General features: G+C 64.1%; 20 protein-coding genes. 6 read left to right on the forward strand and 14 right to left on the reverse strand.

What is annotated here, in order from left to right; all coding sequences use genetic code 11:
* Positions 1-771 precede the first annotated feature (771 nt).
* Entirely contained in the window at positions 772-1,095 is a 324-nt protein-coding gene (locus XH98_RS22675) for a hypothetical protein (protein ID WP_271620002.1), read from the reverse strand.
* A 119-nt stretch (positions 1,096-1,214) separates the two neighbouring features.
* Between XH98_RS22675 and XH98_RS22680 the strand changes: the two genes are divergently transcribed.
* Positions 1,215-2,159, forward strand: a complete 945-nt coding sequence (locus tag XH98_RS22680; protein WP_271620003.1) for an AraC family transcriptional regulator — start codon at positions 1,215-1,217, stop codon at positions 2,157-2,159.
* 142 nt (positions 2,160-2,301) lie between these two features.
* On the opposite strand, the gene XH98_RS22685 is transcribed toward XH98_RS22680, so the two are convergent.
* The 6 genes from XH98_RS22685 to fliI form a co-directional block, all read right to left on the reverse strand.
* The gene (locus XH98_RS22685; RefSeq protein WP_271620004.1) at positions 2,302-3,528 is read right to left on the reverse strand and encodes an NAD(P)/FAD-dependent oxidoreductase; all 1,227 of its coding nucleotides are present in this window, start codon (positions 3,526-3,528) and stop codon (positions 2,302-2,304) included.
* A 60-nt stretch (positions 3,529-3,588) separates the two neighbouring features.
* Positions 3,589-4,596 (reverse strand): helix-turn-helix transcriptional regulator, encoded by a 1,008-nt coding sequence (locus XH98_RS22690; protein WP_271620005.1) that lies wholly within the window; start codon positions 4,594-4,596, stop codon positions 3,589-3,591.
* A gap of 300 nt (positions 4,597-4,896) precedes the next feature.
* Positions 4,897-5,997, reverse strand: coding sequence for an anti-sigma factor (locus XH98_RS22695; protein ID WP_271620006.1), 1,101 nt, complete (start codon positions 5,995-5,997; stop codon positions 4,897-4,899).
* Positions 5,998-6,179: 182 nt separating this feature from the next.
* Positions 6,180-6,725, reverse strand: coding sequence for a sigma-70 family RNA polymerase sigma factor (locus tag XH98_RS22700; RefSeq protein WP_057747975.1), 546 nt, complete (start codon positions 6,723-6,725; stop codon positions 6,180-6,182).
* Positions 6,726-6,949: 224 nt separating this feature from the next.
* Positions 6,950-7,369 (reverse strand): flagellar export protein FliJ, encoded by a 420-nt coding sequence (gene fliJ, locus XH98_RS22705; RefSeq protein ID WP_057747978.1) that lies wholly within the window; start codon positions 7,367-7,369, stop codon positions 6,950-6,952.
* A 133-nt stretch (positions 7,370-7,502) separates the two neighbouring features.
* Positions 7,503-8,828, reverse strand: a complete 1,326-nt coding sequence (fliI, locus tag XH98_RS22710) for a flagellar protein export ATPase FliI (RefSeq protein WP_271598607.1) — start codon at positions 8,826-8,828, stop codon at positions 7,503-7,505.
* A gap of 446 nt (positions 8,829-9,274) precedes the next feature.
* On the opposite strand from fliI, the gene ctrA reads away from it, so the two are divergent.
* On the forward strand, positions 9,275-9,976 hold the full coding sequence (gene ctrA / locus XH98_RS22715; protein WP_008138878.1) for a response regulator transcription factor CtrA: 702 nt from the start codon (positions 9,275-9,277) through the stop codon (positions 9,974-9,976).
* 80 nt (positions 9,977-10,056) lie between these two features.
* Here the strand turns inward: ctrA and XH98_RS22720 are convergent, their stop codons facing one another.
* From XH98_RS22720 to XH98_RS22735, 4 genes are all read right to left on the reverse strand, one after another.
* Positions 10,057-11,667, reverse strand: a complete 1,611-nt coding sequence (locus XH98_RS22720) for a S53 family peptidase (RefSeq protein ID WP_333932644.1) — start codon at positions 11,665-11,667, stop codon at positions 10,057-10,059.
* A 22-nt stretch (positions 11,668-11,689) separates the two neighbouring features.
* Positions 11,690-12,862 (reverse strand): hypothetical protein, encoded by a 1,173-nt coding sequence (locus tag XH98_RS22725; protein ID WP_271620008.1) that lies wholly within the window; start codon positions 12,860-12,862, stop codon positions 11,690-11,692.
* Between the two features lie 231 nt (positions 12,863-13,093).
* Complete coding sequence (locus tag XH98_RS22730; protein ID WP_271598610.1) at positions 13,094-14,677, reverse strand: hypothetical protein; 1,584 nt, start codon at positions 14,675-14,677, stop codon at positions 13,094-13,096.
* A 61-nt stretch (positions 14,678-14,738) separates the two neighbouring features.
* On the reverse strand, positions 14,739-16,556 hold the full coding sequence (locus XH98_RS22735; RefSeq protein WP_271620009.1) for a CHAT domain-containing tetratricopeptide repeat protein: 1,818 nt from the start codon (positions 16,554-16,556) through the stop codon (positions 14,739-14,741).
* A 275-nt stretch (positions 16,557-16,831) separates the two neighbouring features.
* Between XH98_RS22735 and XH98_RS22740 the strand changes: the two genes are divergently transcribed.
* From XH98_RS22740 to XH98_RS22755, 4 genes are all read left to right on the forward strand, one after another.
* On the forward strand, positions 16,832-17,236 hold the full coding sequence (locus tag XH98_RS22740; RefSeq protein ID WP_220001747.1) for a DUF350 domain-containing protein: 405 nt from the start codon (positions 16,832-16,834) through the stop codon (positions 17,234-17,236).
* A gap of 17 nt (positions 17,237-17,253) precedes the next feature.
* Positions 17,254-17,640, forward strand: coding sequence for a hypothetical protein (locus XH98_RS22745; protein WP_271598613.1), 387 nt, complete (start codon positions 17,254-17,256; stop codon positions 17,638-17,640).
* An 80-nt stretch (positions 17,641-17,720) separates the two neighbouring features.
* Positions 17,721-17,957: a hypothetical protein gene (locus XH98_RS22750; protein ID WP_271620010.1), complete on the forward strand. Its 237-nt coding sequence runs from the start codon at positions 17,721-17,723 to the stop codon at positions 17,955-17,957.
* 3 nt (positions 17,958-17,960) lie between these two features.
* Entirely contained in the window at positions 17,961-19,121 is a 1,161-nt protein-coding gene (locus tag XH98_RS22755) for a glutathionylspermidine synthase family protein (protein ID WP_271620011.1), read from the forward strand.
* A 66-nt stretch (positions 19,122-19,187) separates the two neighbouring features.
* Here XH98_RS22755 and XH98_RS22760 read toward each other — a convergent pair whose 3' ends face one another.
* The 3 genes from XH98_RS22760 to XH98_RS22770 all read right to left on the reverse strand — a co-directional run bounded on the left by XH98_RS22760 (position 19,188) and on the right by XH98_RS22770 (position 21,696).
* Positions 19,188-20,060, reverse strand: coding sequence for a CheR family methyltransferase (locus tag XH98_RS22760; protein ID WP_271620012.1), 873 nt, complete (start codon positions 20,058-20,060; stop codon positions 19,188-19,190).
* Positions 20,057-21,256 (reverse strand): protein-glutamate methylesterase/protein-glutamine glutaminase, encoded by a 1,200-nt coding sequence (locus XH98_RS22765; RefSeq protein WP_271598617.1) that lies wholly within the window; start codon positions 21,254-21,256, stop codon positions 20,057-20,059. The genes XH98_RS22760 and XH98_RS22765 overlap by 4 nt, the downstream gene beginning before the upstream one ends.
* Before the next feature lie 74 nt (positions 21,257-21,330).
* Positions 21,331-21,696: a response regulator gene (locus XH98_RS22770; RefSeq protein ID WP_007600538.1), complete on the reverse strand. Its 366-nt coding sequence runs from the start codon at positions 21,694-21,696 to the stop codon at positions 21,331-21,333.
* Positions 21,697-21,809 lie beyond the last annotated feature (113 nt).

Raw genomic sequence — 21,809 nt, forward strand, 5'->3', positions numbered from 1 at the left:
GCATACAGGTGAAGCCGAAACATCCGGCCTTCCCTGCGCAGTGGTTGGAACGGCTTATGTCGTGATCTCCCCGGGGAGCGATGCACTATTGCCCCCGTCGTCTCGCAGATGACTGATGCAAGGACCCGGTCGGGTCACACGCATCACCACGAGCCTTGGCGCACAGGCTCCGGGCGCCAGGACCACACGATTTTGCCGTACGCGGACCACACCGGTCGTTTGCGCGATGGTTTCGCTCACGGTCGCCCGCCCTGCAAAAACCCTTCGCGCCGATGTGACCTGCGCCCACCGCCGCCCGGCCCGCGTCGTGACGATCGCGATACGCCCCTCTTCCATGGGCCGGGTTGCGCGATACATACGATATTTCCGAATTTCGGTAAAGTGGAATATTTTTAGGCGAGCGGATTGACCGGCATTTTGGGTGTTTTGCCCGTCAGGCAGCGCAAGGGATTGTGGATGTGTAGGGACGCCTTGACAATTAATGGCTTTAATTGGCTAGCTTCACAACCGATGGCCCGCCAAGCGGCCAGCTGAGAGCTACAAATGACCGGTCAGAACGACGTCGAACGCAATTGCCCGGAGTGTGACGGGACCGGCCAGGACAGGGGCATGCATCCGGTTCGCTTGGGCGAAAAGAACGAGTTTCGTCCCTGCACGAAATGTGGCGGATCGGGGAAGATCAAAGAGACCGCCGCGTCGCGATAGCTGTCATCTGGCCGCCGCCGGCTTGACCGGTATTGCTGTGCCGCGGTCCCTTCGTGCTCCTCCAATCTAAGCCGAGCGAACCTGGGACGGAGCAACAGCCAAACCGTCAATCCGTTTCCGGGCGGCTTCGATCAGCTCTTTGATTCCATGTGACTGCTCGATGAGCTGATGAACCGCAGGGTCTTGGCCGAAATCCGACAGGACGATCCGGATGCAGGCGTTGGCGGTATCGAAAACCCGCAAAATTCTGGCCATCTCGCTTGGCGTAAGGCTCTCGATCTGCATGCGCGATACGAAGGTCTCGACCTCCCTCGAGATTCGACGCAAGCGCTCCATTGCCACGTCCGCTGACGGTACGGACCGTTGATTGAAGGGCACGACCTTGGACATGCGGTGTTTCCACTTTTTAATGATTGTCCTTTTAGTATGCCGATGATCATATAATCGACAACGACCGTGTTTATCGGAATTCGGTCAAAATTGATTCCCTCAACGCCCGGTGCAAACTCGTGCCGTTTTCGAACCTGAAGCAATCTGCCCATCTGAGGTTGCAACGCGTTTCGAGCCCCGACGAATTCAGGGCCATCGGATTTCTGGATATCGAGCGCCACGCTTTGCTCGGGCCGTATTTTTACGGCCGCGCCATTACTGCGCTACCGGGCGCGCTGCTCATGCTTGAGCACACATCGCCTCGCGCCCTCTCGGGCAGGATGAACGCGATGGGTTGCACCGTCGTCGTGCCGATGAGCAACCATACGCATGCCGAGTTCAACGGCAGAACGTGGAGCTCGTCCGAAATCGGATTGCTCAGACGCGAGATCTTGCTCGATCTTCACGAGCCCGCTGCCAACACGTTCGCTGTCATCCGGTTCGCTTCCGACATGCAGAATCGCGGCTGGGAGGAGTCGGAAGGAAAACTGCATTTGCACAATGCGAGCGGCGAGCGTCTTTCGCGCCTGCAACACGTCATTCGAGGCGCGTTGGCTTTGTCTTGTACGCCGATGCATCATCGGCAATTTGCATCCGTTGCGGAATCGCTTCGGGATGAATTGATCGATGCATTGGACAATTTGCTGGTCCTGAGGAGCGAGCGACGTTCAGGCCAACGCGCTTTCGAACGACATCGCAAGCTGGTTTCGAAGCTCGATGAATTTGCGCATTCGCATCCAGAGACTCCTCTTTACAGCGAGGCCTTGGCCAAGGAGCTGGGAGCGTCGGTTCGAACGTTGCAGCTGGCCGTCCAGGCCATTCACGGAGCGAGCCTGCATCAGCATCTCCGCAACAAAAGGCTATGGTCTCTACGCGCGCAACTCGCACGGGGCATGCCGGCAACGTCAGTTTCATCGGCGGCTTTCGCGAACGGCTTTTCGCACATGGGAGAGCTATCGCACCTCTATAAGGCCACGTTTGGAGAACTGCCGTCCGAGACGCTTTTGCGAAGTAGGGGCGGCTGAAGCGCTTGCGAAACGCGCCGAGCCGGCAGGAAGCGCACACCTGGCCGTCAGGCTGACCGGCTCCCTTTCAATGTCTGCTTCTGGCTCGCCGCTGACTGCTTCTGCGCATCGGTTCGATGGGCTTGTGGGTGCGCACCTCAGCTCAACGCCGCATCACTCCATAAGTCGGCGGCGGCGCCTGCACCGTTGGCGCGGCCGCGGCGAACAGCTCGTCCTTGCTGCCAGTCAGCGGCGGATAGATACGCTTGCGGTTGATGGTTTGCTTGGTTGCTTTCGCGGCCTGGCCGGTCGTCCGCACCTCGCGATCCCAGCCTTCGGTGTAGAGCGCGCCCCATTTGCCGAGATCGAGCACGGTGACGTACCAGTCGATCCGCAGCGGCAGCAGCGGCCCGCCGACGAGATCGGCCACCACATTGTGGCCGGCAAAACGGCCCATGGGACGGGCGAACTGGCAGGACATCACGGTCGGATGCAGGCCGTCGATCACGCTGGAGGCGACGTCGCCGGCGGCGAAGATGCCGGGCACATCAGCGACCCGCATGAAGGGATCGACCAGAAGGCGGCCGAGGCGATCACGCGCGCCCGGGAAATTTTCGGCGAGACGGCTCGCGCGCATGCCGGCGCACCAGATCACCGTCTGCGCCGGGATGAACTCGCCCGAGCTCAGGCGAACGCCTGCAGCCTCGACCGATGCGACACGCACGCCGAGCCGTGTCTCGACCTCGAGCGACGACAAGGCGGTCTCGATGACGGGACGCGCGTGGTCGCCGATGGTGGCGCCGATCGCGGGATTGGGATCGACCAGGACGATGCGGCGGCTGCCGGTGACACCGGCGCGCATCAAACGATCAGGCATTTCGGCGGCAACCTCGATGCCGGTGAAGCCGGCGCCGACCACCACGACCGTCGACCGTCCCGGCGACGGCGCGCTGCGTCCGAGCGAGGTGAGATGACCCTCGAGGCGAAGCGCGGCAGCATAGCTATCGACGTCGAAGGCATGCTCGGCGAGGCCCGGAATATCGGGACGCATCACTTCGCTGCCGAGCGCAAGCACGAGGCGATCGTAGCCCAGCGTCTCCTCGCCGCGGCACGTGACCAGCGAGATTTCGCGGCGCACGGGATCGATGGCTTCGACCTCGGCAATGCCGTGCGTGACGCCGACCGGATCGAGCAGCTGCGCCAGCGGCAACGCGACCTCGCGGAGATCGACCTCGTAATTGCGCACGCGGATGTTGTGATAGGGGTTGCGGTCGATGACGTGGATCTCGATGTCGCGGCCGGTCTCACCGATCGCCTCGCGCATGCGCGCGGCGCCGATGGCCGCCCACAGGCCCGCAAACCCGGCGCCGAGCACGACGATACGCGCCATGTCCGTTGACTTCGCTGCTTGCGGGGATCCGCTGATCCGCCCCGCGCGGGCAGATATAGCTCATCCGGACGGATCGACCAAATGCGGCAGCGGCGCCGCCGCAGGCCCTCGGGCCTCGCGCAGTTCCGACGGCGTCGCGCCAAAGCGTTTGCGGAAGGCGCGGTTGAAATAGGACAAATCCGAAAAACCCGAGGAATGCGCGATGTCGCTGATCTTGCGCGCCCGCGCGCGGGGATCGCCCAGCAGCTTTCGCGCCAGCAGCAGACGCTGCTCCAGCACGAATTCGGTGAAGGTGGTGCCGGCCTGCTCGAACAGCCGCTGCGCCTGGCGCGGGCTGAGGCCCGAGCGGGTCGCAACCTCGGACAGGCAGAGATCGTTGCGGCCGAGGGCGGCCATCACGTCGGCGCGCATGAGATCGAGACGGGCCGCCGCATGGCCGCGGCCGCGCGCGAGCGCGGCGTGCTCGGCGTCGGCGCCGAGCAACAGGCCGACGAGATCGACCATGTGCTGCGCGGTCAGGCGCTGGCCGACGGCGTCGAGATGCGGCGCCTGATGGGCGGCAAGCGCGTGATAGCGAAAGATGGTTTCGGCGACGGCGCCGTCGGACAGCACCTGCGACAGCTTGTCCTCGGCACGCGGATTGATGTCGAGCAGCGCGCGGCGCGGCATGCGGATGGTGGTGAAGCGGTTCTCGTCGGTGTGACCGACGCTGCCGGTGATGCTCATGTCGGCCAGCACCATCTGCGCCGGCGCGAGCTCGACGGCATGGCCGTTCTGCCTGACGTTGACGAGGCCGGCATGGGCTGCGATCAGCACGAGATCGTCGCTGCCGTCGGCGAGGCCACTCTGCGTGCGCGAATATTGCGCGGAGGCGCCTTCGGGAATGGCGAGCGAGATGTTGTCGACCACGCTGATCTGCAACCGGCAATCGATGCTGTCGCCATGGCTCGGCCCGATCTCGAGGCCACAGGCCCCTAGGGCCCGGTCGCGCCAATGTTCGAACGCCGGCCCCTGCGGCAGGCCTGTATATTGGTGGATAAGAATGCCCGGCGGCTTGGCTGCATCCATCTGATTTCTAGCCCCTTCCCGGCACCCTTGATCGGCCGTGCCGACTGCAAATTCCGGGCATTTGACGCCGCGGAATGGCCGGAGGTTCAAATCGGATGCGGATTTGGCGGGACTTGTCGGATTGCGACGGCGGAATGGACCGTGGCGACGTCGCAGAGGCTCGCGCAAGAACGATCGCGGTCATACCCCGCGCAGGCGGGGTATCCAGTACGCCGCGGCTCATCGGTTGATCGCGGCCGTCACGGAATACTGGATCGCCCGGTCAAGCCGGGCGATGACAGCTGGCGTTTGGAGGCGGCCCTACTTCTTCGCAGGCGCCTGCGGCGGCGACGGCGGCACGGTCTCGATCAGCTTGCCTGAGAACACCGGCGCCGAGGTCGGCTGGCCGCTGGGCGAGCCGCCCGAGGGCTCGACGGTGACGGCGTAGGTCGCGCCGTTGACGACGTCGGCATCGTAGCCCGCGAGCACAGGACGTGCGGTGAAGTCGCCGTTGCCGATCACACCCAGCGAACGCGGGCGCGGCAGCTTGTCGGAGATCAGCCAGAGCTCGAAGCTCTTGCCCGGCTCCGGAGTCGCGCCGACCTTGCGCACCGTGAAGTTCTTGGTCGCGCCATCGATGGTGAGGATGAAGGCGGGACCACCGCTCTGGCCCTGCAACAACGCGACATATTGCGCGGGCAAGGCCGACGGCGCCTGCGGTGTCTTGACCTCGACGGTCTGGATGCGCGGTGGGGGGCGCAGCGCGCCCGGCAGCGCATCGGGCGAGAGGATCTGCAGCGACAGCGTCACCAGCAGCGCGGCCGCCAGCGCGCCCACGGCGGAGGCGATCGTGCGCCAGCGCTTCACGCGGCTCTCGAGATAGATCACCTTGGTGTCGTCGACGACCGGCACCTGCGTCGCCGGCGCAATGCGCGGGTCGGGCGCGTGGGTCTGCGGAATGAATTGCTGCGCGATATCAGGAATGACATCGGAGTCGGTCGGTGCCGGCGGCTGCACGTCCGGCGCGGCAGCTTGCTGCGCTGGCGGCTCAGGAGATGAAGGCTCTTGAGTTGAAAGCTCCGATGACGAGAGCTCCGGCAATGGCGGTGGCGGCGCATCCACCAGCACCGGCGGCGCCTCGATCGTGCCTTGCCGCGAATCCTGCTGCAAATCCTGCTGCGATTCTTGCGTCGATACCGTCTGCGCGATCTCGCGCTTGATGTTCTCCCACACGATCGGCCGCGGCTCGATCGTGCCGACCATCTGGTTGAGGACGCCGAGCCGGAATTGCCAGGCCTGCACGATCGCGGCGAACTCGTGGTCCACCGCCATCATGGTCGCGACCTGCGCCCGCTCGTCGGCATCGAGTGTGCCGAGCGCATATTCCGCGGCGAGCGCGATATGGTCCTCGCTGTAGGCCATCAATTGCTTTCACCTCTCCCATAGCGAGAGGTCGATTTGCGCAGCAAATCGGGTGAGGGGTTCAGGTCCCATGAGAGAGCGCAGTCCCTCACCCGGATTGCATCTTGCGATGCAATCCGACCTCTCCCTACGGGAGAGGTGAAGCAAGAACGCTGCGCCAGCCTATGCACTCTCATCATCCTCTAAAGTCCGAGGCACTCCCGGATATCCAGCATGCTGCGCCGCAGCCACGTCTTCACCGTGTTGACGGGCGCTGCGAATTTCTCCGCCAATTGCTCGCGGCTCCAACCGTTGTAATAGGCGAGAAGCACCAGCCGCTGACGGTCCGGCTCGAGCCGGCCAATACATTCCAGGAGCCGCTTCAGCTCCTCGGACATCTCCCGGCGCGCCAGGGGATCGGGACTTTCGGCGGCGACTTCCATCGCCTGCGGTTCCTCCTCGATCGAGGCTTCGGTCTTCTTGCGCACGATATCGATGGCGCGGTTGCGCGCGATCGAGGCCATCCACGTAATCGGCGAGGACAGTTGCGAATTGAACTGGCCGGCACTGTTCCAGATCTTGACGTAGGTCTCCTGAATGACCTCCTCTGCGAGATCCTGTCGGCGCAAGATACGGAGCACGACGCCATAGAGTTTCGCGCGCGTGGCGGCGTAGAGGCGCTCGAACGCGGCAGAATCGCGCCTCGCCACCGCCTCAATCAGCCCGACCAGCTCTGCTGGCGTCAGCATTCAGCCCCCCAACGCGCGGTCCCCGTCGCGTCTCTCTTCACCTCTCCCCGACGGGGAGAGGTGGGCACCGCCGTCGCTGGCGCAGCCTTTATCGCCACCACCATAGCGCGCGGCCAAGCCCGTCACCAAGAGGCGGCGCGCCACGCTGTGGACAGGACACGCAAAAACCCGGACCTTGCGGGTCCGGGTTCGCAAATTCTCGGGCTTGGGGCGCGGACCGCCGCTTACGCGACGGCGCCGATCCGGGAACGCATCAGGCCGATGCTATCGAGATCGGCCTGCTCACGGGCGTTTTCCTCGGCGCGCTCGCGGGCCTGGTCACGCTCGTCCAGCAGCTCGACCTTCTTCAGCTCTTCAAAGGCCTCGCCGAGCGCGGCCTTGGCGTCCTCGAGCTGGCCCTTCAGCTCGTCGGCCGAGCGGGTCAGGTTCTCGCGACGCTGGATGGCGGCCTTGGCATAGGTCGGATAGGCGAAATGCGCGGGATCGTTGATCCCGGCGCGGTCCTGCTCGGTCTGGATCTCGCGATCGAGATCGGTCGACATCCGCTGAAAGTCGGCGATCATGGACTCGATCTGGGCGACCCGGCGGCGCTTCTCGTCGACCTGAAACTTCTTCAGGCGGATGAGGGTATCACGTGACTTCATCGACTCGTACTCCCCAGAAGTCCCTTGGCTGCAAGACATACACACATCGGGACTGCACCGGTCTCCCCATTGGCCCTGTCAGGGCCAAGACCGGCTCTGCTACTCTGTGGGAACGGATGATGACGGGACAAAGTTAGCGTTCCGTTTCCAAATTACCGAGGATTTGCGCCAACTGGCGGTAGCCGTCGGCCAGCGAGGCATTTTCGTCCTTGCGCTGGCGCAGGAAGGCCTCCAGCGGCTCGTGCAGGCGGATCGCCTCGTCGACCTCGGGGCTGGAGCCCGCCCGGTAGGCGCCAAGCCGGATCAGCTCTTCCATGTCGGCGTAAGTCGCCATCACCGCCCGCGCCTTCTGGATCACAGGCCAGAACTGCGGGTCGGCCGATTTCGGCATGGTGCGGGAGACCGATTTGAGGATGTTGATGGCGGGGTAGCGGCCGCGCTCGGCGATCGAGCGTTGCATCACGATGTGGCCGTCGAGGATGCCGCGGACGGCGTCCGCGATCGGCTCGTTGTGGTCGTCGCCGTCGACCAGCACCGTGAAGATCGCGGTGATGGCGCCCTCCCCGAGGCCCGGACCGGCGCGCTCGAGCAGCTTCGGCAGCTCGGTGAAGACGGTCGGCGTGTAGCCCTTGGCGGTCGGCGGCTCGCCGGCGGACAGGCCGATCTCGCGCTGGGCCATGGCAAAGCGCGTCACGGAGTCCATCAGGCAGAGCACGTCCTGACCCTCGTCGCGAAAATATTCGGAGACGGCGAGCGTCAGATACGCGGCCTGCCGCCGCATCAGCGCCGGCTCGTCGGAGGTTGCGACCACCACGACGGACCGCGCGAGGCCCTCCTCGCCGAGGTCGTCCTGCAGGAATTCCTGCACCTCGCGGCCGCGTTCGCCGATCAGGCCGATGACGCTGATTGCGGCGTCGACATTGCGCGCGAGCATCGACAGCAGCACCGACTTGCCGACGCCGGAGCCGGCGAAGATGCCCATGCGCTGGCCGCGGCAGCAGGTGAGAAAGGTGTTCATGGCGCGGACGCCGAGATCGAGCGGCGCGCCGACGCGCCTGCGCGAATGCGCCGGCGGCGGCGAGTTGCGGTACGGCATCGGGGAGGCGCCCTGCGGCAACGGCCCCTTGCCGTCGATCGGCTCGCCCAGCGCGTTGACGACGCGGCCGAGCCAGGCCGGCGACGGCCGCACCAGATTGGCGGCGTTGGCGATGACGGCCTTGCAGCCGCGACGCACGCCGTCGAGGCCGGCGAACGGCATCACCACCGCATTGCTGCCGGAGAAGCCGATCACCTCACAAGGGATGGAACGGTTGGCGCCAGTCTCGATCACGAGGCGCGCGCCGACTGACATCGCGTGAATGGGTCCGGCCACCTCGACCATCAGCCCGCGAACCCCAACCACGCGGCCATAGATATTGATGCCGTCGATATCGCCGATCTGTTCGGCAAGGGCTTTCATGGAGCAGCCTTCATTAAGAGCGCGCCTTCGCGACAGCCTTCATCAAGGTGGCTCGCCTTCGATATCCGGGCCCTCACGGGGAAACCCTTAAATTTCGCCATATTTCTGAACGGCGCTTAACTTGGTGTTTACCCGCATCATTAATCATTGCGTCACTGTCTTTGTGACTGAGCGTGGCTCCCCTTCAGAAGAAGGCTGAGTCACGGGAGTCGGTTAGACCCGTCTCTTAAAGTGGAACTTGAACGGAGCCGGATAACGAAAGCTGCTTCTCGCGCAAGACCTTAGGGCGATTCGACAAAAATTGCACCGGGGGGACTTGCGTTCCAGAATCAGGATTTGTTAACCATCTGTTGTCAGGATCCGAATCAGTTGTTCAAAGGCGTTTTGTTGAGTGCCGCGAATGCGGCCGACCTGACGCCCAGGAGCGGCGACTATGGGGAACTGGCATGCGCGTTTTGCTGATTGAAGATGACAGCGCCGTCGCGCAGTCGATCGAGCTGATGCTGAAGTCTGAGAGCTTCAATGTCTACACGACCGATTTGGGGGAAGAAGGCGTCGATCTCGGTAAATTATACGATTACGACATTATCCTTCTCGACCTTAACCTGCCCGACATGTCCGGTTACGACGTGCTCAAGCAGCTTCGGGTCTCCAAGATCAAGACACCCATCCTGATCCTCTCCGGCCTCGCCGGCATCGAGGACAAGGTCAAGGGTCTCGGCGTCGGCGCCGACGACTACATGACCAAACCCTTCCACAAGGACGAGCTGGTTGCCCGCATCCACGCGATCGTGCGCCGCTCCAAGGGGCACGCCCAGTCGGTCATCCAGACCGGCGACCTCGTCGTCAACCTCGACACCAAGACGGTCGAAGTCGGCGGCCAGCGCGTGCACCTGACCGGCAAGGAGTACCAGATGCTGGAGCTGCTCTCGCTCCGCAAGGGTACCACCCTCACCAAGGAAATGTTCCTCAACCACCTCTATGGCGGCATGGACGAGCCCGAGCTGAAGATCATCGACGTCTTCATCTGCAAGCTCCGCAAGAAGCTCGCCAACGCGTCCGAGGGCCGCAACTTCATCGAGACCGTGTGGGGCCGCGGCTACGTGCTGCGCGAGCCGCACGAGCACGAAGAGCGCATCCCCGCCTGATCCGTTTTATGTCGCGAGCCCTGAGGGCTCGCTCCTCCCAGCCTGGACCCCGCCGCATCGGCGGGGTTTTCGTTTTTGGACTAGACTACGGCAACCGGAGCGGCGGTCAGAGCAGCGATGAGCTCAGCGGCCTTCGGCACGCCCAGTCCGGTGCAGGCGTTCCAGCCGCGTCCGGCATCGTAGCCGGTGCCGTCGACACGGTTGTTGCCCTGCTCTATCGGCTTGAACAGTGTCGCGTTGGCATAGAGCGCGGAATTGACGAAGCCGAGCGGAGTGTCGCGTCCGGCATTGGCAATCGCGATCAGCCCCGCCCAGAGCGGCGCGACCGCGCTGGTGCCGTCCTTGATCACCACGGCGCCATTGAGCACGACCTTGTAGCCCGGGTTGCCCGCCGCGGCGGCGGCGACGTCCGGAACGCCACGGCGCAGCGCACCGTCATTGACCGACGGCGGCAGTGCGAGGCCGGTTTGATAGGCCGGCACCGGGAAGACGTCGCTGATCCCGCCGCCGGTACCGCTGCTGCCGTCCCTCCAGACCACCTCACCGGCCGCAGCTCCCCCACCGTCCGCAGGCTGTGTGCCACCGCAACCCAATGCGTACGGGCTCGAAGCGGGAAACCAGACATGCGCCTTGCCGTCATTCAGTCCGCCAGTCGCGAGTTGGTCGCCGGCAGCGAACAGCACCGTGACGTTCAATCGCTTGGCGTCCGCCAGCACTGCCTGCATCGCGTCGCGCGCCGAAGGGCTCCAGAACAGCTCCGCGCTGCCCCAGCTAACCGACAGCACCTGGGGTCGGTTGACATGATCGAAGATCGCCTGGCTTATCGCACCAACCAGGTTCCGGATATTGTTGCCGGCGAAGTAGACGACGACGCGCGCTTTCGGCAGCAAGCCTGCGATGATCTGAAGATCAAGCGCGATCTCCTCGTCCGCGACTGCATCGTGGCCGAACTGATTGCTGCCGTTCAGAGGTGCAGTCGCGCCGCCAGGCACGGCCGGCGCGATGGTAACGGCCTGATCGATCACCACAGGCGCCTCGCGTCCCATCGCCGTCAGCGCCTGGTCGAGATCGGTTTTGAGATAGCCGCCGCCAAGCGCGATGATGCCGACGCAGATTTTCGAGACGTCCCGGTCGAGTGGAATTCCGTACTCTGCGGCGACCTCCGTCGGCCAGAGCCCGGCACCGACCCCAACGCCGGCCAGCGCGCGCAGCCGCCGCACCGGCCTGAACAGCGGCCGGTCCTCGAAGCCGAGGATTGCCCGCGTCCAAGGAGCGATTTCCTTTGGCACGAGCAACGGACCCACCCGCGTGCGGAAACGGCACCGGCCGTCATCATAGATACGCAATGTGGCGCCGAGAATGTCGGTCAGCAGCCGCGCGGTCGCCTGCAGCGTGACGATGCGCTGTAACAGGTCGATATCGAGCACAGTGACGTGAAACTGCGCCGCCAGCTTCTTGATGCGAGCGGCCGCGCGGCCATGGGTTCGGCGACGTTGCGCCGCGAGAGCCTGTCGCGTGATCGGTTTCGACAGCCGGGCAAGGTCCCCGGCGCTGCCCGGCTGGAATGTGTCGGGCGTGCGCCGCTTGAGATAGACCGTCAGCACGATACGTTCGTCGGGATCGACCTCGCCAACATCGACCGCGTCCGGCGGAGGGGCGCGATAGCTGCCGGCGAGCTCGACCCTTTGCATGGTCACCACGCCGCCCGCTCGATCATTTGCCCTTGCAGTTGCGATTGACCTTCGGCGGGTTCTGGGTGTCGTCGAGCGCGCAGAACGGAATCGACCAAACGAAGTCCGCCGAGGTCGCGATCTGCGACAGGCCGCTCATGCCCTGGAAGATCGGCGGCTGGCTGGAGAAGCTCCAGTACCAGCTCGGCTGGATCGGTCCGAGCGGGGCGCCATTGTCGTCAAATCCCGCGCCGCTGGTCGGCGCACCCTTGCTGTCCCAGGCGGCGCGGCCATGACAAGTGATGCAGGAGGATTGATCGACGAAACCGTCCTCAGTCACCGAATTGCCGAGGCGAATGTCGAGCCCTGTGGCATCGGTGAAATCGGTCTGCGATCCCTTCAGACAATAATTGGCAAATGCCGGATCCCAATCGGCGGATGCAATCATCGCCGACAGCGCCGGCGTCTTCGCGCAATCGGGGTAACCTTGGCCCGGCTGCTGATTGGGCGCTACCGGGCTGATCTGCGCGCCGAACGAGTCCCGGCAGCCGATGATGTCGCAGCGCCCGGGATTGAACTTGTGCTCGAAGGTGGCCCAGGTCCAGTTCGGCACTGCCTTGGAGATGATATGCATGGACACGAAGGCATATTGCTTGCCGTCCGCGCCGGTGTTGACGTGGTACAATTTTGGCACATCGCCGACCGCGACCTTGCCGTTGGTGAAGGAGGGAATGTCCGTCACCAGCTGCCAGTTCGCCTTCACCTCCATCGCGCCGACCGGGAACGTGATGGTCTTGCCGAACGCGGCGCGGAGGCCGGATATCTTGTACAGGTTGTTCTGGACGATGAAATCGAACGAGTCCTTGTTGCGACGGGATTCCTCCAGCACCCCCTTGCCGGGCGGAATCGCCGGAAGCAGCTTGCCGGCCCGCTGCAGGGCGAAGCGGCCGAGCTCCGGCACCGCCGGTTCATGCAGCTGGAGCGGCACCGCCGTCGTCGGGAATTGCGGGTTCACCTTGAACGTATCGCTGTCGCTGGCCCAGGTCTCGAATAGCGCATTGTTGCCGCCGGCGCGCGTATTGACCTGGATGAAGAACTGCCAGGCGAGCTGATCCGGCGCATCCATCGCCGGATTGGGCACCGATTGTGCCGCAACAGGAATGGTACCAAGCAGAAGCCAACAGCAACCGAGCGCGATCTTGACGGATGACCTCATCGTCGTTCTCCTCGAAGATTTCAGGGGCGATGCCTGAGAAATGACCGGAGACGCCGCTGCGGCGGCCTCGCCGCGCGGCAAACACCATAGGTTGTAATTCACCTTAACGACGATTTCAGATTTTGGTATGAATGAGTTCACAGTCCGCGGCGATATTTGCGACGGAAATCCGCGATGCCGCCCCTCCCTCACCCCGCCGCAAATGGCGGGGTTTTCGTTTTTGCGGCTTGGTCAGGCGCTGGCGAGTGAAGTGGTGGCCATAACAGGCCTCTTGACCGGAACGCGCGAGGCGGCCTCGCGCAGCCAGGCCATGAAGGCGTAGCCGATGGTGAAGCCGAAGCCGAAGGTCGGCAGCACGAAGGACCAGACGAAGGTCCAGCCGGAGACGTTGTCGACGACCTCCATCACCGGCATCGGGCTGAGCCGGTGGATCGCAAGCAGCACCCACAGCAGCACCGTCATGCCGCCGCCGAACACGAGTCCATCGCGCATCCGCCGCGTCTTGCGCGACCGCTTGCCCCAGGTCGAATCCTGCACCAGCAGCGCCGCCATCGCGGCGATCCCCCAGGGGAAGATCAGGATCGGCAGCTCGTGCAGGACGACGTCGAGATAGGGCCTTTGCGGAAACTGGTAGAAGTCGAACGCGGCCTGGACAGGGAAAAGGATCAGCGCGCCCCAGAGGCCGACCGTCAGAATGAAGCCGACGGGCAGCCGGCCGAAGATGGTCTCGTTCGCGAAGGCGTATTGCCGCTTGAAATAATACACCAGCCAGAAATTCACGATGAGATAGAGCGGCGTCATCAGCAGCGTCCGCATCATGCCGACATCCTGGTCTCCGGGCATGTGCACGATCTTGCCCGACCCGAGCAGCCAGGCCAGGCACCAGACGAAGCCGAAGCCCGCCGCAACCGCGACGAATTTCGCGATGCCAGGCGGAGCCGGCTCCAGCGTGAAGCCGATCGCGCCAAGCCGCTGGCGGCTGCGGGCAAACGTCCATTCGCCGGCGAGCGCTGCGCGCGCGGCGAACAGCAGCAGATTGTTGAGCAGCGCATCCATGTCCTTGCGCAGATCCTCGAGCATGCATCCGGCCGCGGTCTGGGCGGCGAGCTGAAGCTGGCTGACCACGGTGTGGCGGGTCGAGAGCTTGTCGAGCGCCTGCCAGTCGTCAGGCTCGACATGGCTGTCCTCCATGATCGCACCGTAGATCTCGGTGCTGCTCTTGAGCACGCGGACGGTGCGGAAGCAGAGCGCGTCATAGACCGCGAGCAGTTCCGCATAGAGATCGGAGTTGCGCTCCATGAAGCCCTCATGCTCGCAGGCCCAGCGCTCCAGGTGAAGCATCAACGCGGAAATCTTGAGGAAGCGCGACTGGATCGCGGTCGATTGCGTGGCGCGGAAATCGTCGATCTGGTAGCCGACCCTGGACAGCTTGCGCTGCAGGCTCGGCATGTCGTCCGGACCGACCTGGAAGGGAGCAGCGGCCAGCGCCTCGCGCAGCGCGAGCGCGGCGACGGGAATGCCGGCCAGTTCCTGGCAGAATTTGCGCCACGCTTTCGGCGCCACCGGAATGAGCCAGACGAACATCAAGAGCCAGACCGATGCGAGCGGCGACAACTTGTCGGGCAGAACGGCGTAGATCACGAGGAACGGCGTGATGAAGACCGCGAGACCGAACAGGAACAGCGGCCGCGTCGTGAAGGAGCGCGTGCCTTTCATCGTATGGAAGCGGAACCAGTAGAACAGCACGACCAGAACCGGTCCACCGAAGGACTCGAAGATCGCATTCAAGGGATCGACGACATGAGCGATCTGCACGATGAACTCCTATTGCTAGGGTTCGCTGTTGAAAGGCGCGCCGGACAACACTCGCGAGAAATCAGGCAGCCTGGGCGACCATCTTGGCCTTCTGGACCAGGAGATCGATATTGTCGGGGGCCAGCGCAATCGCGCTGTCCATATCGTTCTGGGCCTTCACCACGTCCTTGATCAGGGCATAGGCATTGGCGCGCGACACCAGATATTTCGGCTCGTTCTCGTTGGCCGCGATCGCCGTGCCGAACGCCTTGATCGCCTCCTCGACATAGCCGCGCTTGTCGTCGGTGCCGGCGGCGGTCATGCTGACCACGCCTTTGATCCAGTAAAACTCCGGGTTCTTCGGCTTCAGCTTGATCGCTTCGGTGATGTCGCTCAGTGCATTCTCGTAGAGACCGACCGTCACGTTGAAATTGGCTCTTCGCACGAAATATTCCGGCTTCGTAGGGTCGAGCTTGAGCATGTAGGCGAAGCTCGCCGCGGCCTTCGAGATCTGCTTCTGCTTGTGCTGGAGCGTGCCGAGATCGAAATAGACCTTTGCGAGCTGGGCCGAGAGCTCGGCATCGTCGGCCAGGAGACCGTGAAGCTCCTGTCCGCGCCGGGTCAGGTCCTCCAGCGCCTCGATCGTCATCGGGGCAATCAGCAGCGCCTCCATGAACTCATCGCGGCGCTGCTGCAGCATCTCCTTCGAGGGCCGCGCCGCCTCTGGCGGGGCCGCCTGCGGCTGCGGTGCTTCGACGTCGAAGATGCGGCCGTCGGGCGAGCGCATGTAGAGGACCGGAATGCCCCACTCGACGCGGGACTTCTCCTGGATGAATTTGCGCGCGAGCGTCACCGCATCGTCGATCGGACGGTTGCGCGCAAGCGCGGCGTAAAACCCCTCCGACATCGAGATCGCGGCGTTGTCGGTGATCGGAAACTGCATCGCCACCACGGCGGGCAGCCATCCCGTCTTCATCAAGCCGATCGCCGGATTGCCGAAGCGGTCTCCGACATTGATCCTGGCGCTCTCGCAGCAATTGAGCACGATCAGGCGCAGGCTGCGCCGCGCTCCCGTCAGCATCATCGCAAGATCGGAGGCGAATTTCTTCACCGGCTTGCCGTCCTCGTCGACCATGACCACGAAGCCGGATGCCCCCGCGCCGGGCAAGGCTTCCTCGACCCCGCCATGCCCGATGAAGTGGAAGATATGCCACTCGCCTTCCAGCAGCTTCTTCATCAGGTCTTTGCCGGTCCCGCCGGGGACCCACTGGAAATCCACCTTGCCTGCGTGCTGGAGCGCATCGATGCCCTTGTTGATGCGGTCGCGCTCCTTGACGACGTTGAGCTTCGGCCATTCGCTGTTCGAGGGATCGGCGATCATGCCGAGAATGCGCAACGGTCCCTTGACGCCCATCCGGCCGACGCCGCCGGCGGTCTCGAGATAGCGCACGATGGGGCGCGTCAGGCCGACGAAGCGGGGCATGTCGTCTTCGTCGTAGAGATATTCCCAGGGCAGCCCAGCAAGGTCAGCGGCCTCGATGCGCAGCTTGATCCTCAGATCCTGCGCCGCGCCCTTGCTGCGCTCATAGATCCGCTGGATCGACGGCACGTCGATGAAGATGCTGCGAAACACGCCGCGACCAAAATCCTGCAGCACCTGCTCGCCGCGCGTGGTCGGACCCTGGCTTTTCTTGTCGTCGATCTCGAGGACGGCGTTTTCAAGTTCGCCGCGCAGCTTGGCGAGTTCGCCGGGCGCGGAGAACCAGAACTTCACCTGGCTCTTCGGCGCCTCGCCGGCCGGCGACCTGACGACACGGCCGTAATATTGCTGAGGGCCGCCACCCACAGGCAGATCGGAGCCGATCTCGAGCTCGAAATCTTCGTATTCGGCAACGGGCATTTTGAGCCTCACTCAACAAGATTCTTGATCTGAACGAAGCATCCCTCGAATGAGCGCGGCCGATCAAAACTGACGGGCGGCGGCAAAACAATGGCTCAGACTATCACACACAACCTCGAGACGCATTTGTGAAGCATGTCTCATGCGGCCCGAATTTTTGTGCGGTGCCCGGGCGCAAGCGGTGCCGGTTCTTTCTGGGGATCGAACCTGCCCGCCCGGTGCCGCGACTAAGCGATCGTGCCAGAATTCGCGGCGCAACCGTCGGACCTCTCCTCATGATCCTGCAATCGCTCGCCGGCCTGCCCGCCTTCCTGGTCTATTTCTGCACCGGGCTGATCGCGATAGTGGCATATCTGTTCGTCTACACGCGGATCACGCCGCACAACGAGTTCCAGCTGATCCGGGACAACGACCCTGCCGCGGCGATCGCGCTCGGGCTCAGCCTGCTCGGCTTCGTGGCACCGCTGTTCAGCGCGATCGCCCATTCGGCCAACGTGCTGGACTGCATGGTCTGGGCTTTCATCGCGCTGATCGTGCAGGTCGCCGTGTTCTACATCGTCAAGATCCCGGTACCCAACCTGTCGGGGCGGATCGCCGCCGGCGAACTGGCGCCCGCCATCTGGCTCGGGTTGTCCTCGCTCGCCGCGGGCCTCCTCAACGCCGCCTGCATGATTTACTGACATGGTAGCGAAGTGACATGGCCAACAAACCTCCCAGCCAGGAGTTCGGCAAGCGCCGTCCGCGCCTGCCAGCGGACTTGCCGCTACCGCCGCGGGAGCCGGTCAAGCGCTCGGGCCATGTCGCGCTGCTGGTGATGGGGACGATCGCGGTCGGCACCACCGCCTTCATGCTGATGCCGCGGGGAAACTGCGATCCCACGCCTCCCGGGGCGACGGCGCAGACCAACACCAATTGCAGCAGCAGTTCTTCGGGCAGCGGCTCGCACTGGTCGTCGCGGTCGGGCTTCTACAGCAGCGACTCCTCCGGTCATTCTTCGTCGGGAGGCTCGTCCGATGCAGGCTCCGGCGGCGTCACGCGCGGCGGCTTCGGCTCGTTCGCGCATGCCTTCTCGGGCGGTAGCTGACACGCGCGGTTTTGAATTCAACGCCGCGCGCGAGCCTGCTTTAAGTAACCACTGTTCTAAATCGCGCGGGAGGACACATCATGAAGCGCTCGCGAAGGGTCATGCTCACGTTGATGGGAAGCGCGGCGGCCGGCGCCGTCTCGATGGGATTTGTGAACCGCGAGCGGCCCTGCGGCTCCGGCCTCGAAGCCGTTCCCGGCATCGGCGGCAAGCCCTATTGCCGGCCGAGCCATGGCGGCTTCGGCGGCACGCTGCATCGCATGCATGGCGGCCATCCCGGCCAAGGTCATGGCGGTCATGGTCACGGCGGCGGCTGACACATGCAACGCATCCTTTGTCCCGAGCGCGACGACTGGCAACAGACTGCCGAGCAATGCGGCTTCGCCTTCCACACCATCGACGGCGAGCGCTATTGGGACGAGCGCGCCTACTATGCCTTCACGCTCGCCGAGATCGAGCGCGACATCGAGACGCCGACCGGCGAGATCGATGCGATGTGCCTCGAGCTTGCCGGCCGCGTGATCGGCGACGAGCGCCATTTGCGCCGGCTCAAGATTCCGGAAGCATTTTGGGACCTCATCGCCGAGAGCTGGGAGCGCGACGACCGCAGCCTGTATGGCCGGCTCGACCTGAAATTCGACGGCGCCGGTCCGGCAAAGCTGCTCGAATACAATGCTGATACGCCGACCTCGATCTTCGAGGCCGCGGTGTTTCAATGGACCTGGCTCGAACAGGCGATCGAGCGGCGCATCATCCCCGCGCGCGCCGACCAGTTCAACTCGATCCACGAGCGGCTGATCGCGGCGTGGAAGGACATTGCCTCGAACAAGCATCTGCACCTCACCGGCACCACCGCCAACGAGGAAGACGCCGGCACGCTCGCTTATCTCGAAGACACTGCGCGCCAGGCGGGCCTCTCCACGACGCTGCTCGACATTGAAGATATCGGCTGGCGCAACGAGGCAGGCGGTTTCGTCGACCTCGATAACCGCGACATGGAGCTGGTCTTCAAGCTCTATCCCTGGGAGTGGATGTTCCACGACGCCTTCGGGGCGAAGCTCAAGGGCGCGCCGACGCGCTGGATCGAACCGCCATGGAAGGCGTTGCTTTCCAACAAGGGCATTCTGCCCCTGCTCTGGGAGATGTTTCCAAACCATCCCAATCTGCTGCCGGCCTATTTCGAGGACGATCCGCGCGCCGCCGAGCTCGGCAGCTCCTATGTCCGCAAGCCGCTGCTGTCGCGCGAAGGCGCCAATGTCACGCTGGTGTCTGCCGGAATGTCACTCGACAAGCACGAAGGTCCCTACGGCGCCGAAGGCTTTATCCGGCAGGCGCTGTCGCCGCTGCCGAGTTTTTCCGGCGTCTATCCGGTGATCGGGAGCTGGCTGGTGAACCACGAGCCGTGCGGACTTTCGATCCGCGAGGACGAGAGCCCGATCACGGGCAACAGCTCGCGGTTTCTGCCGCATGCGATTTTGTGAGACACCCGAATGGTTATGGATTCCGGACTCCGCGCTTACGCGCGGCCCCGGAATGACGAGGAGAGTTCACCGCGCCGCGGCGATCTTCAGAGGCTGCGGCATCAAGCCGCCCATCGGGCGACCAGACCGCGCTGGATTGAGCTGGTAGAGCCCACGACGATCGGACACGGGACGGAATGCATCGGTGATGCCGACGACGGATTCGGCGGCACCCAGCAGCAGCGTGCCGTCGGCTTCCAGACCCTTCGCCATGCGCTCGAAAATCATGGCCTTGGTGTCCTGATCGAAATAGATCAGCACGTTGCGGCAGAAGATCACGTCGAACGTGCCGAGATGGGAGAAGTCCTGCAAAAGGTTGAGCTGGCGGAATTGCACCATGGCGCGGACATCGGCATTGAGCTGCCAGACGTCGCTCGCTTGCGTGAAGTATTTCATCAGGAGCTGGATCGGCAGGCCGCGCTGCACCTCGAACTGGCTGTAGACGCCGGCCTTGCACTTCTCCAGCACTTCCTGCGAGAGGTCGGTCGCGACAATCTCGATGCGCCAGCCTGCGAGTGCCGCGCCCATCTCCTTCAGGCACATCGCGATCGAATACGGCTCCTGTCCCGTCGACGAGGCCGCCGACCAGATGCGCAGCGACTTGCGCGCGGCGCGGGCCTGGATCAGGCCGGGCACGATGCTGTCGCGCAGATGATCGAACGGAATCTTGTCGCGGAAGAAGAACGTCTCGTTGGTGGTCATGGCCTCGACCACATCGGTGGCAAGGCGGCCGTCGCCGTTCCTGATCTTGAGAACGAGATCGGGAATGCCGGCAAGGCCGGCCTTGCGGGCCAGCGGCAGCAAGCGGCTCTCGACCAGATATTGCTTGTCGGGCGAGAGATCGAGACCGGAGCGTTCTTTCAGGAATTTGCGCAGATAGTCGTAGTCCGCCGGCGTCACGTGCGGTCTCCCGCGAACAGGCGGTTGACCTTGGCGCCGATCTGGTTGAGCGGCAGGATCGCCGCGCAGATGCCGGCATGGGCGGCCGCACCGGGCATGCCCCAGACGACGCTGGAGGCTTCATCCTGCGCGATCACGCTGCCGCCGGCCGCGACGATGTCCTTGCCGCCGCGCATGCCGTCCGAGCCCATGCCGGTCAGGATCACGGAGAGAATGTTGCCGTGCCAGACATCGATGGCGGAGGTGAAGAGCGGATCGACCGCAGGCTTGCAGAAATTGACGGCGGGACCGTCGTCGAGCGCGATGGCGGCGTCCGCGCCATTGCGCACGACGCGCATGTGCTTGCCGCCGGGCGCGAGATAAATGCGACCCGGCTTCACCGGCTCGCCATCGACCGCCTCGGCCGCCGGCTTGCGGCTCGAACGCGCCAGGTGTTCGGCGAGAATGGTGGTGAAGGTCGGCGGCATGTGCTGGGTGATCAGCACTGGAAAACGGTCGATGACGGGGCCGAGCTCGGTGACGAGCGCCATCAGCGCCTGCGGGCCGCCGGTCGAGGAGCCGATCAGCAGCACCTTCGGTGCCTGGGTCGAGAACGGACGTGTGGATAGCGAACCCGAGGGGGCGGGCGCAGCCGGGGCCGGTGCGGGCGCGGCAGGCCGCGCAACAAACGATGTCCGCGCGGCCGGCACAGCAGGGCTCGCGGGCGCGAGCGGCGGGCTCGCTACGGCCGGCTTCCGGCGCAGCCGCGCGCCGAGATGGCGGATCTTCTGGATCAGATCGTGATGGAAGATATCGGCGGCCGATGTCTCGCGCGTCGATTCCGGCTTGGGAATATAGTCGGCGGCGCCGAGCGACAGCGCCTTGAAGCTGATCTCCGCATTGCGGCGGGTCAGCGTCGAAGCCATGATGATGACGAGATCGCGCTTCTTCGCCAGCAGTTGCGGCAGCGCCGAGATGCCGTCGAGCTCGGGCATTTCGATATCGAGCACGGCGACGTCAGGATTGATGCGTTCGAGCTGGTTGACCGCCTCGAGCCCGGTGCGAAGCGACGCCGCGACCTCCATGTCGTGCTCGGCTCCGATCCAGCGCGAGATCAGACCGCGTATGACGACGGAGTCATCGACGATCATCACCCGCAGCGGCCCGGCCTCACGCGACGGGCTCATGATCGATTTTCCTGCGAACGCCACACTCATTACTCACCAACTCAGACTGAAACGGTTTAGTTGACAACAAACGCCGAAGGAGCCGTCCAGCCTCCGGTGTTTGCTCAGATCAAGCCGACTTCCTGGAACTTCGCGGTCACGATGTCCTTGTCGAACGGCTTCATGATGTATTCGTTGGCGCCGGCGTGCAGCGCGCGCGCGATGTGGGCGACGTCGTTCTCGGTGGTGCAAAACACCACCTTGGGCTGGTCGCCACCCGGCATGCGGCGCAGATGACCGAGGAACTCGTAGCCGTCCATGACCGGCATGTTCCAGTCGAGCAGCACAGCATCGGGCAGGCCGCGCTTGCAGGCCTCCAGGGCCTTCTCACCGTCCTCGGCTTCGAGAATCTGGAAGTCGAGGCCTTCCAGGATCCGGCGCGCAACTTTGCGGATGACGCTGGAATCATCAACGACGAGACAAGTTCGCATGTGAGCCTCTGCTTCCTATCCCCTGTGAGGGGGACTTCCAATTGATCGTCGGCGGCGATGCCGCCGTATCAGGCCGCCATCATCTCGGGCGCAAGCTCGAGGACGCGATCGAC

Origin of the sequence: Bradyrhizobium sp. CCBAU 51745 (assembly GCF_028128715.1) — a bacterium.
Lineage (GTDB): Bacteria > Pseudomonadota > Alphaproteobacteria > Rhizobiales > Xanthobacteraceae > Bradyrhizobium > Bradyrhizobium manausense.

Coding starts and splice junctions, on each gene's coding strand:
- XH98_RS22765 (WP_271598617.1), bottom strand. CDS start 21,256: ATGAGTGTGGCGTTCGCAGGAAAATCGATCATGAGCCCGTCGCGTGAG.
- XH98_RS22735 (WP_271620009.1), bottom strand. CDS start 16,556: ATGCCCGTTGCCGAATACGAAGATTTCGAGCTCGAGATCGGCTCCGAT.
- XH98_RS22695 (WP_271620006.1), bottom strand. CDS start 5,997: ATGGCCTACAGCGAGGACCATATCGCGCTCGCCGCGGAATATGCGCTC.
- XH98_RS22700 (WP_057747975.1), bottom strand. CDS start 6,725: ATGCTGACGCCAGCAGAGCTGGTCGGGCTGATTGAGGCGGTGGCGAGG.
- XH98_RS22725 (WP_271620008.1), bottom strand. CDS start 12,862: ATGAGGTCATCCGTCAAGATCGCGCTCGGTTGCTGTTGGCTTCTGCTT.
- XH98_RS22685 (WP_271620004.1), bottom strand. CDS start 3,528: ATGGCGCGTATCGTCGTGCTCGGCGCCGGGTTTGCGGGCCTGTGGGCG.
- ctrA (WP_008138878.1), top strand. CDS start 9,275: ATGCGCGTTTTGCTGATTGAAGATGACAGCGCCGTCGCGCAGTCGATC.
- fliJ (WP_057747978.1), bottom strand. CDS start 7,369: ATGAAGTCACGTGATACCCTCATCCGCCTGAAGAAGTTTCAGGTCGAC.
- XH98_RS22720 (WP_333932644.1), bottom strand. CDS start 11,667: ATGCAAAGGGTCGAGCTCGCCGGCAGCTATCGCGCCCCTCCGCCGGAC.
- XH98_RS22770 (WP_007600538.1), bottom strand. CDS start 21,696: ATGCGAACTTGTCTCGTCGTTGATGATTCCAGCGTCATCCGCAAAGTT.
- XH98_RS22675 (WP_271620002.1), bottom strand. CDS start 1,095: ATGTCCAAGGTCGTGCCCTTCAATCAACGGTCCGTACCGTCAGCGGAC.
- fliI (WP_271598607.1), bottom strand. CDS start 8,828: ATGAAAGCCCTTGCCGAACAGATCGGCGATATCGACGGCATCAATATC.
- XH98_RS22750 (WP_271620010.1), top strand. CDS start 17,721: ATGAAGCGCTCGCGAAGGGTCATGCTCACGTTGATGGGAAGCGCGGCG.
- XH98_RS22740 (WP_220001747.1), top strand. CDS start 16,832: ATGATCCTGCAATCGCTCGCCGGCCTGCCCGCCTTCCTGGTCTATTTC.
- XH98_RS22755 (WP_271620011.1), top strand. CDS start 17,961: ATGCAACGCATCCTTTGTCCCGAGCGCGACGACTGGCAACAGACTGCC.
- XH98_RS22690 (WP_271620005.1), bottom strand. CDS start 4,596: ATGGATGCAGCCAAGCCGCCGGGCATTCTTATCCACCAATATACAGGC.
- XH98_RS22745 (WP_271598613.1), top strand. CDS start 17,254: ATGGCCAACAAACCTCCCAGCCAGGAGTTCGGCAAGCGCCGTCCGCGC.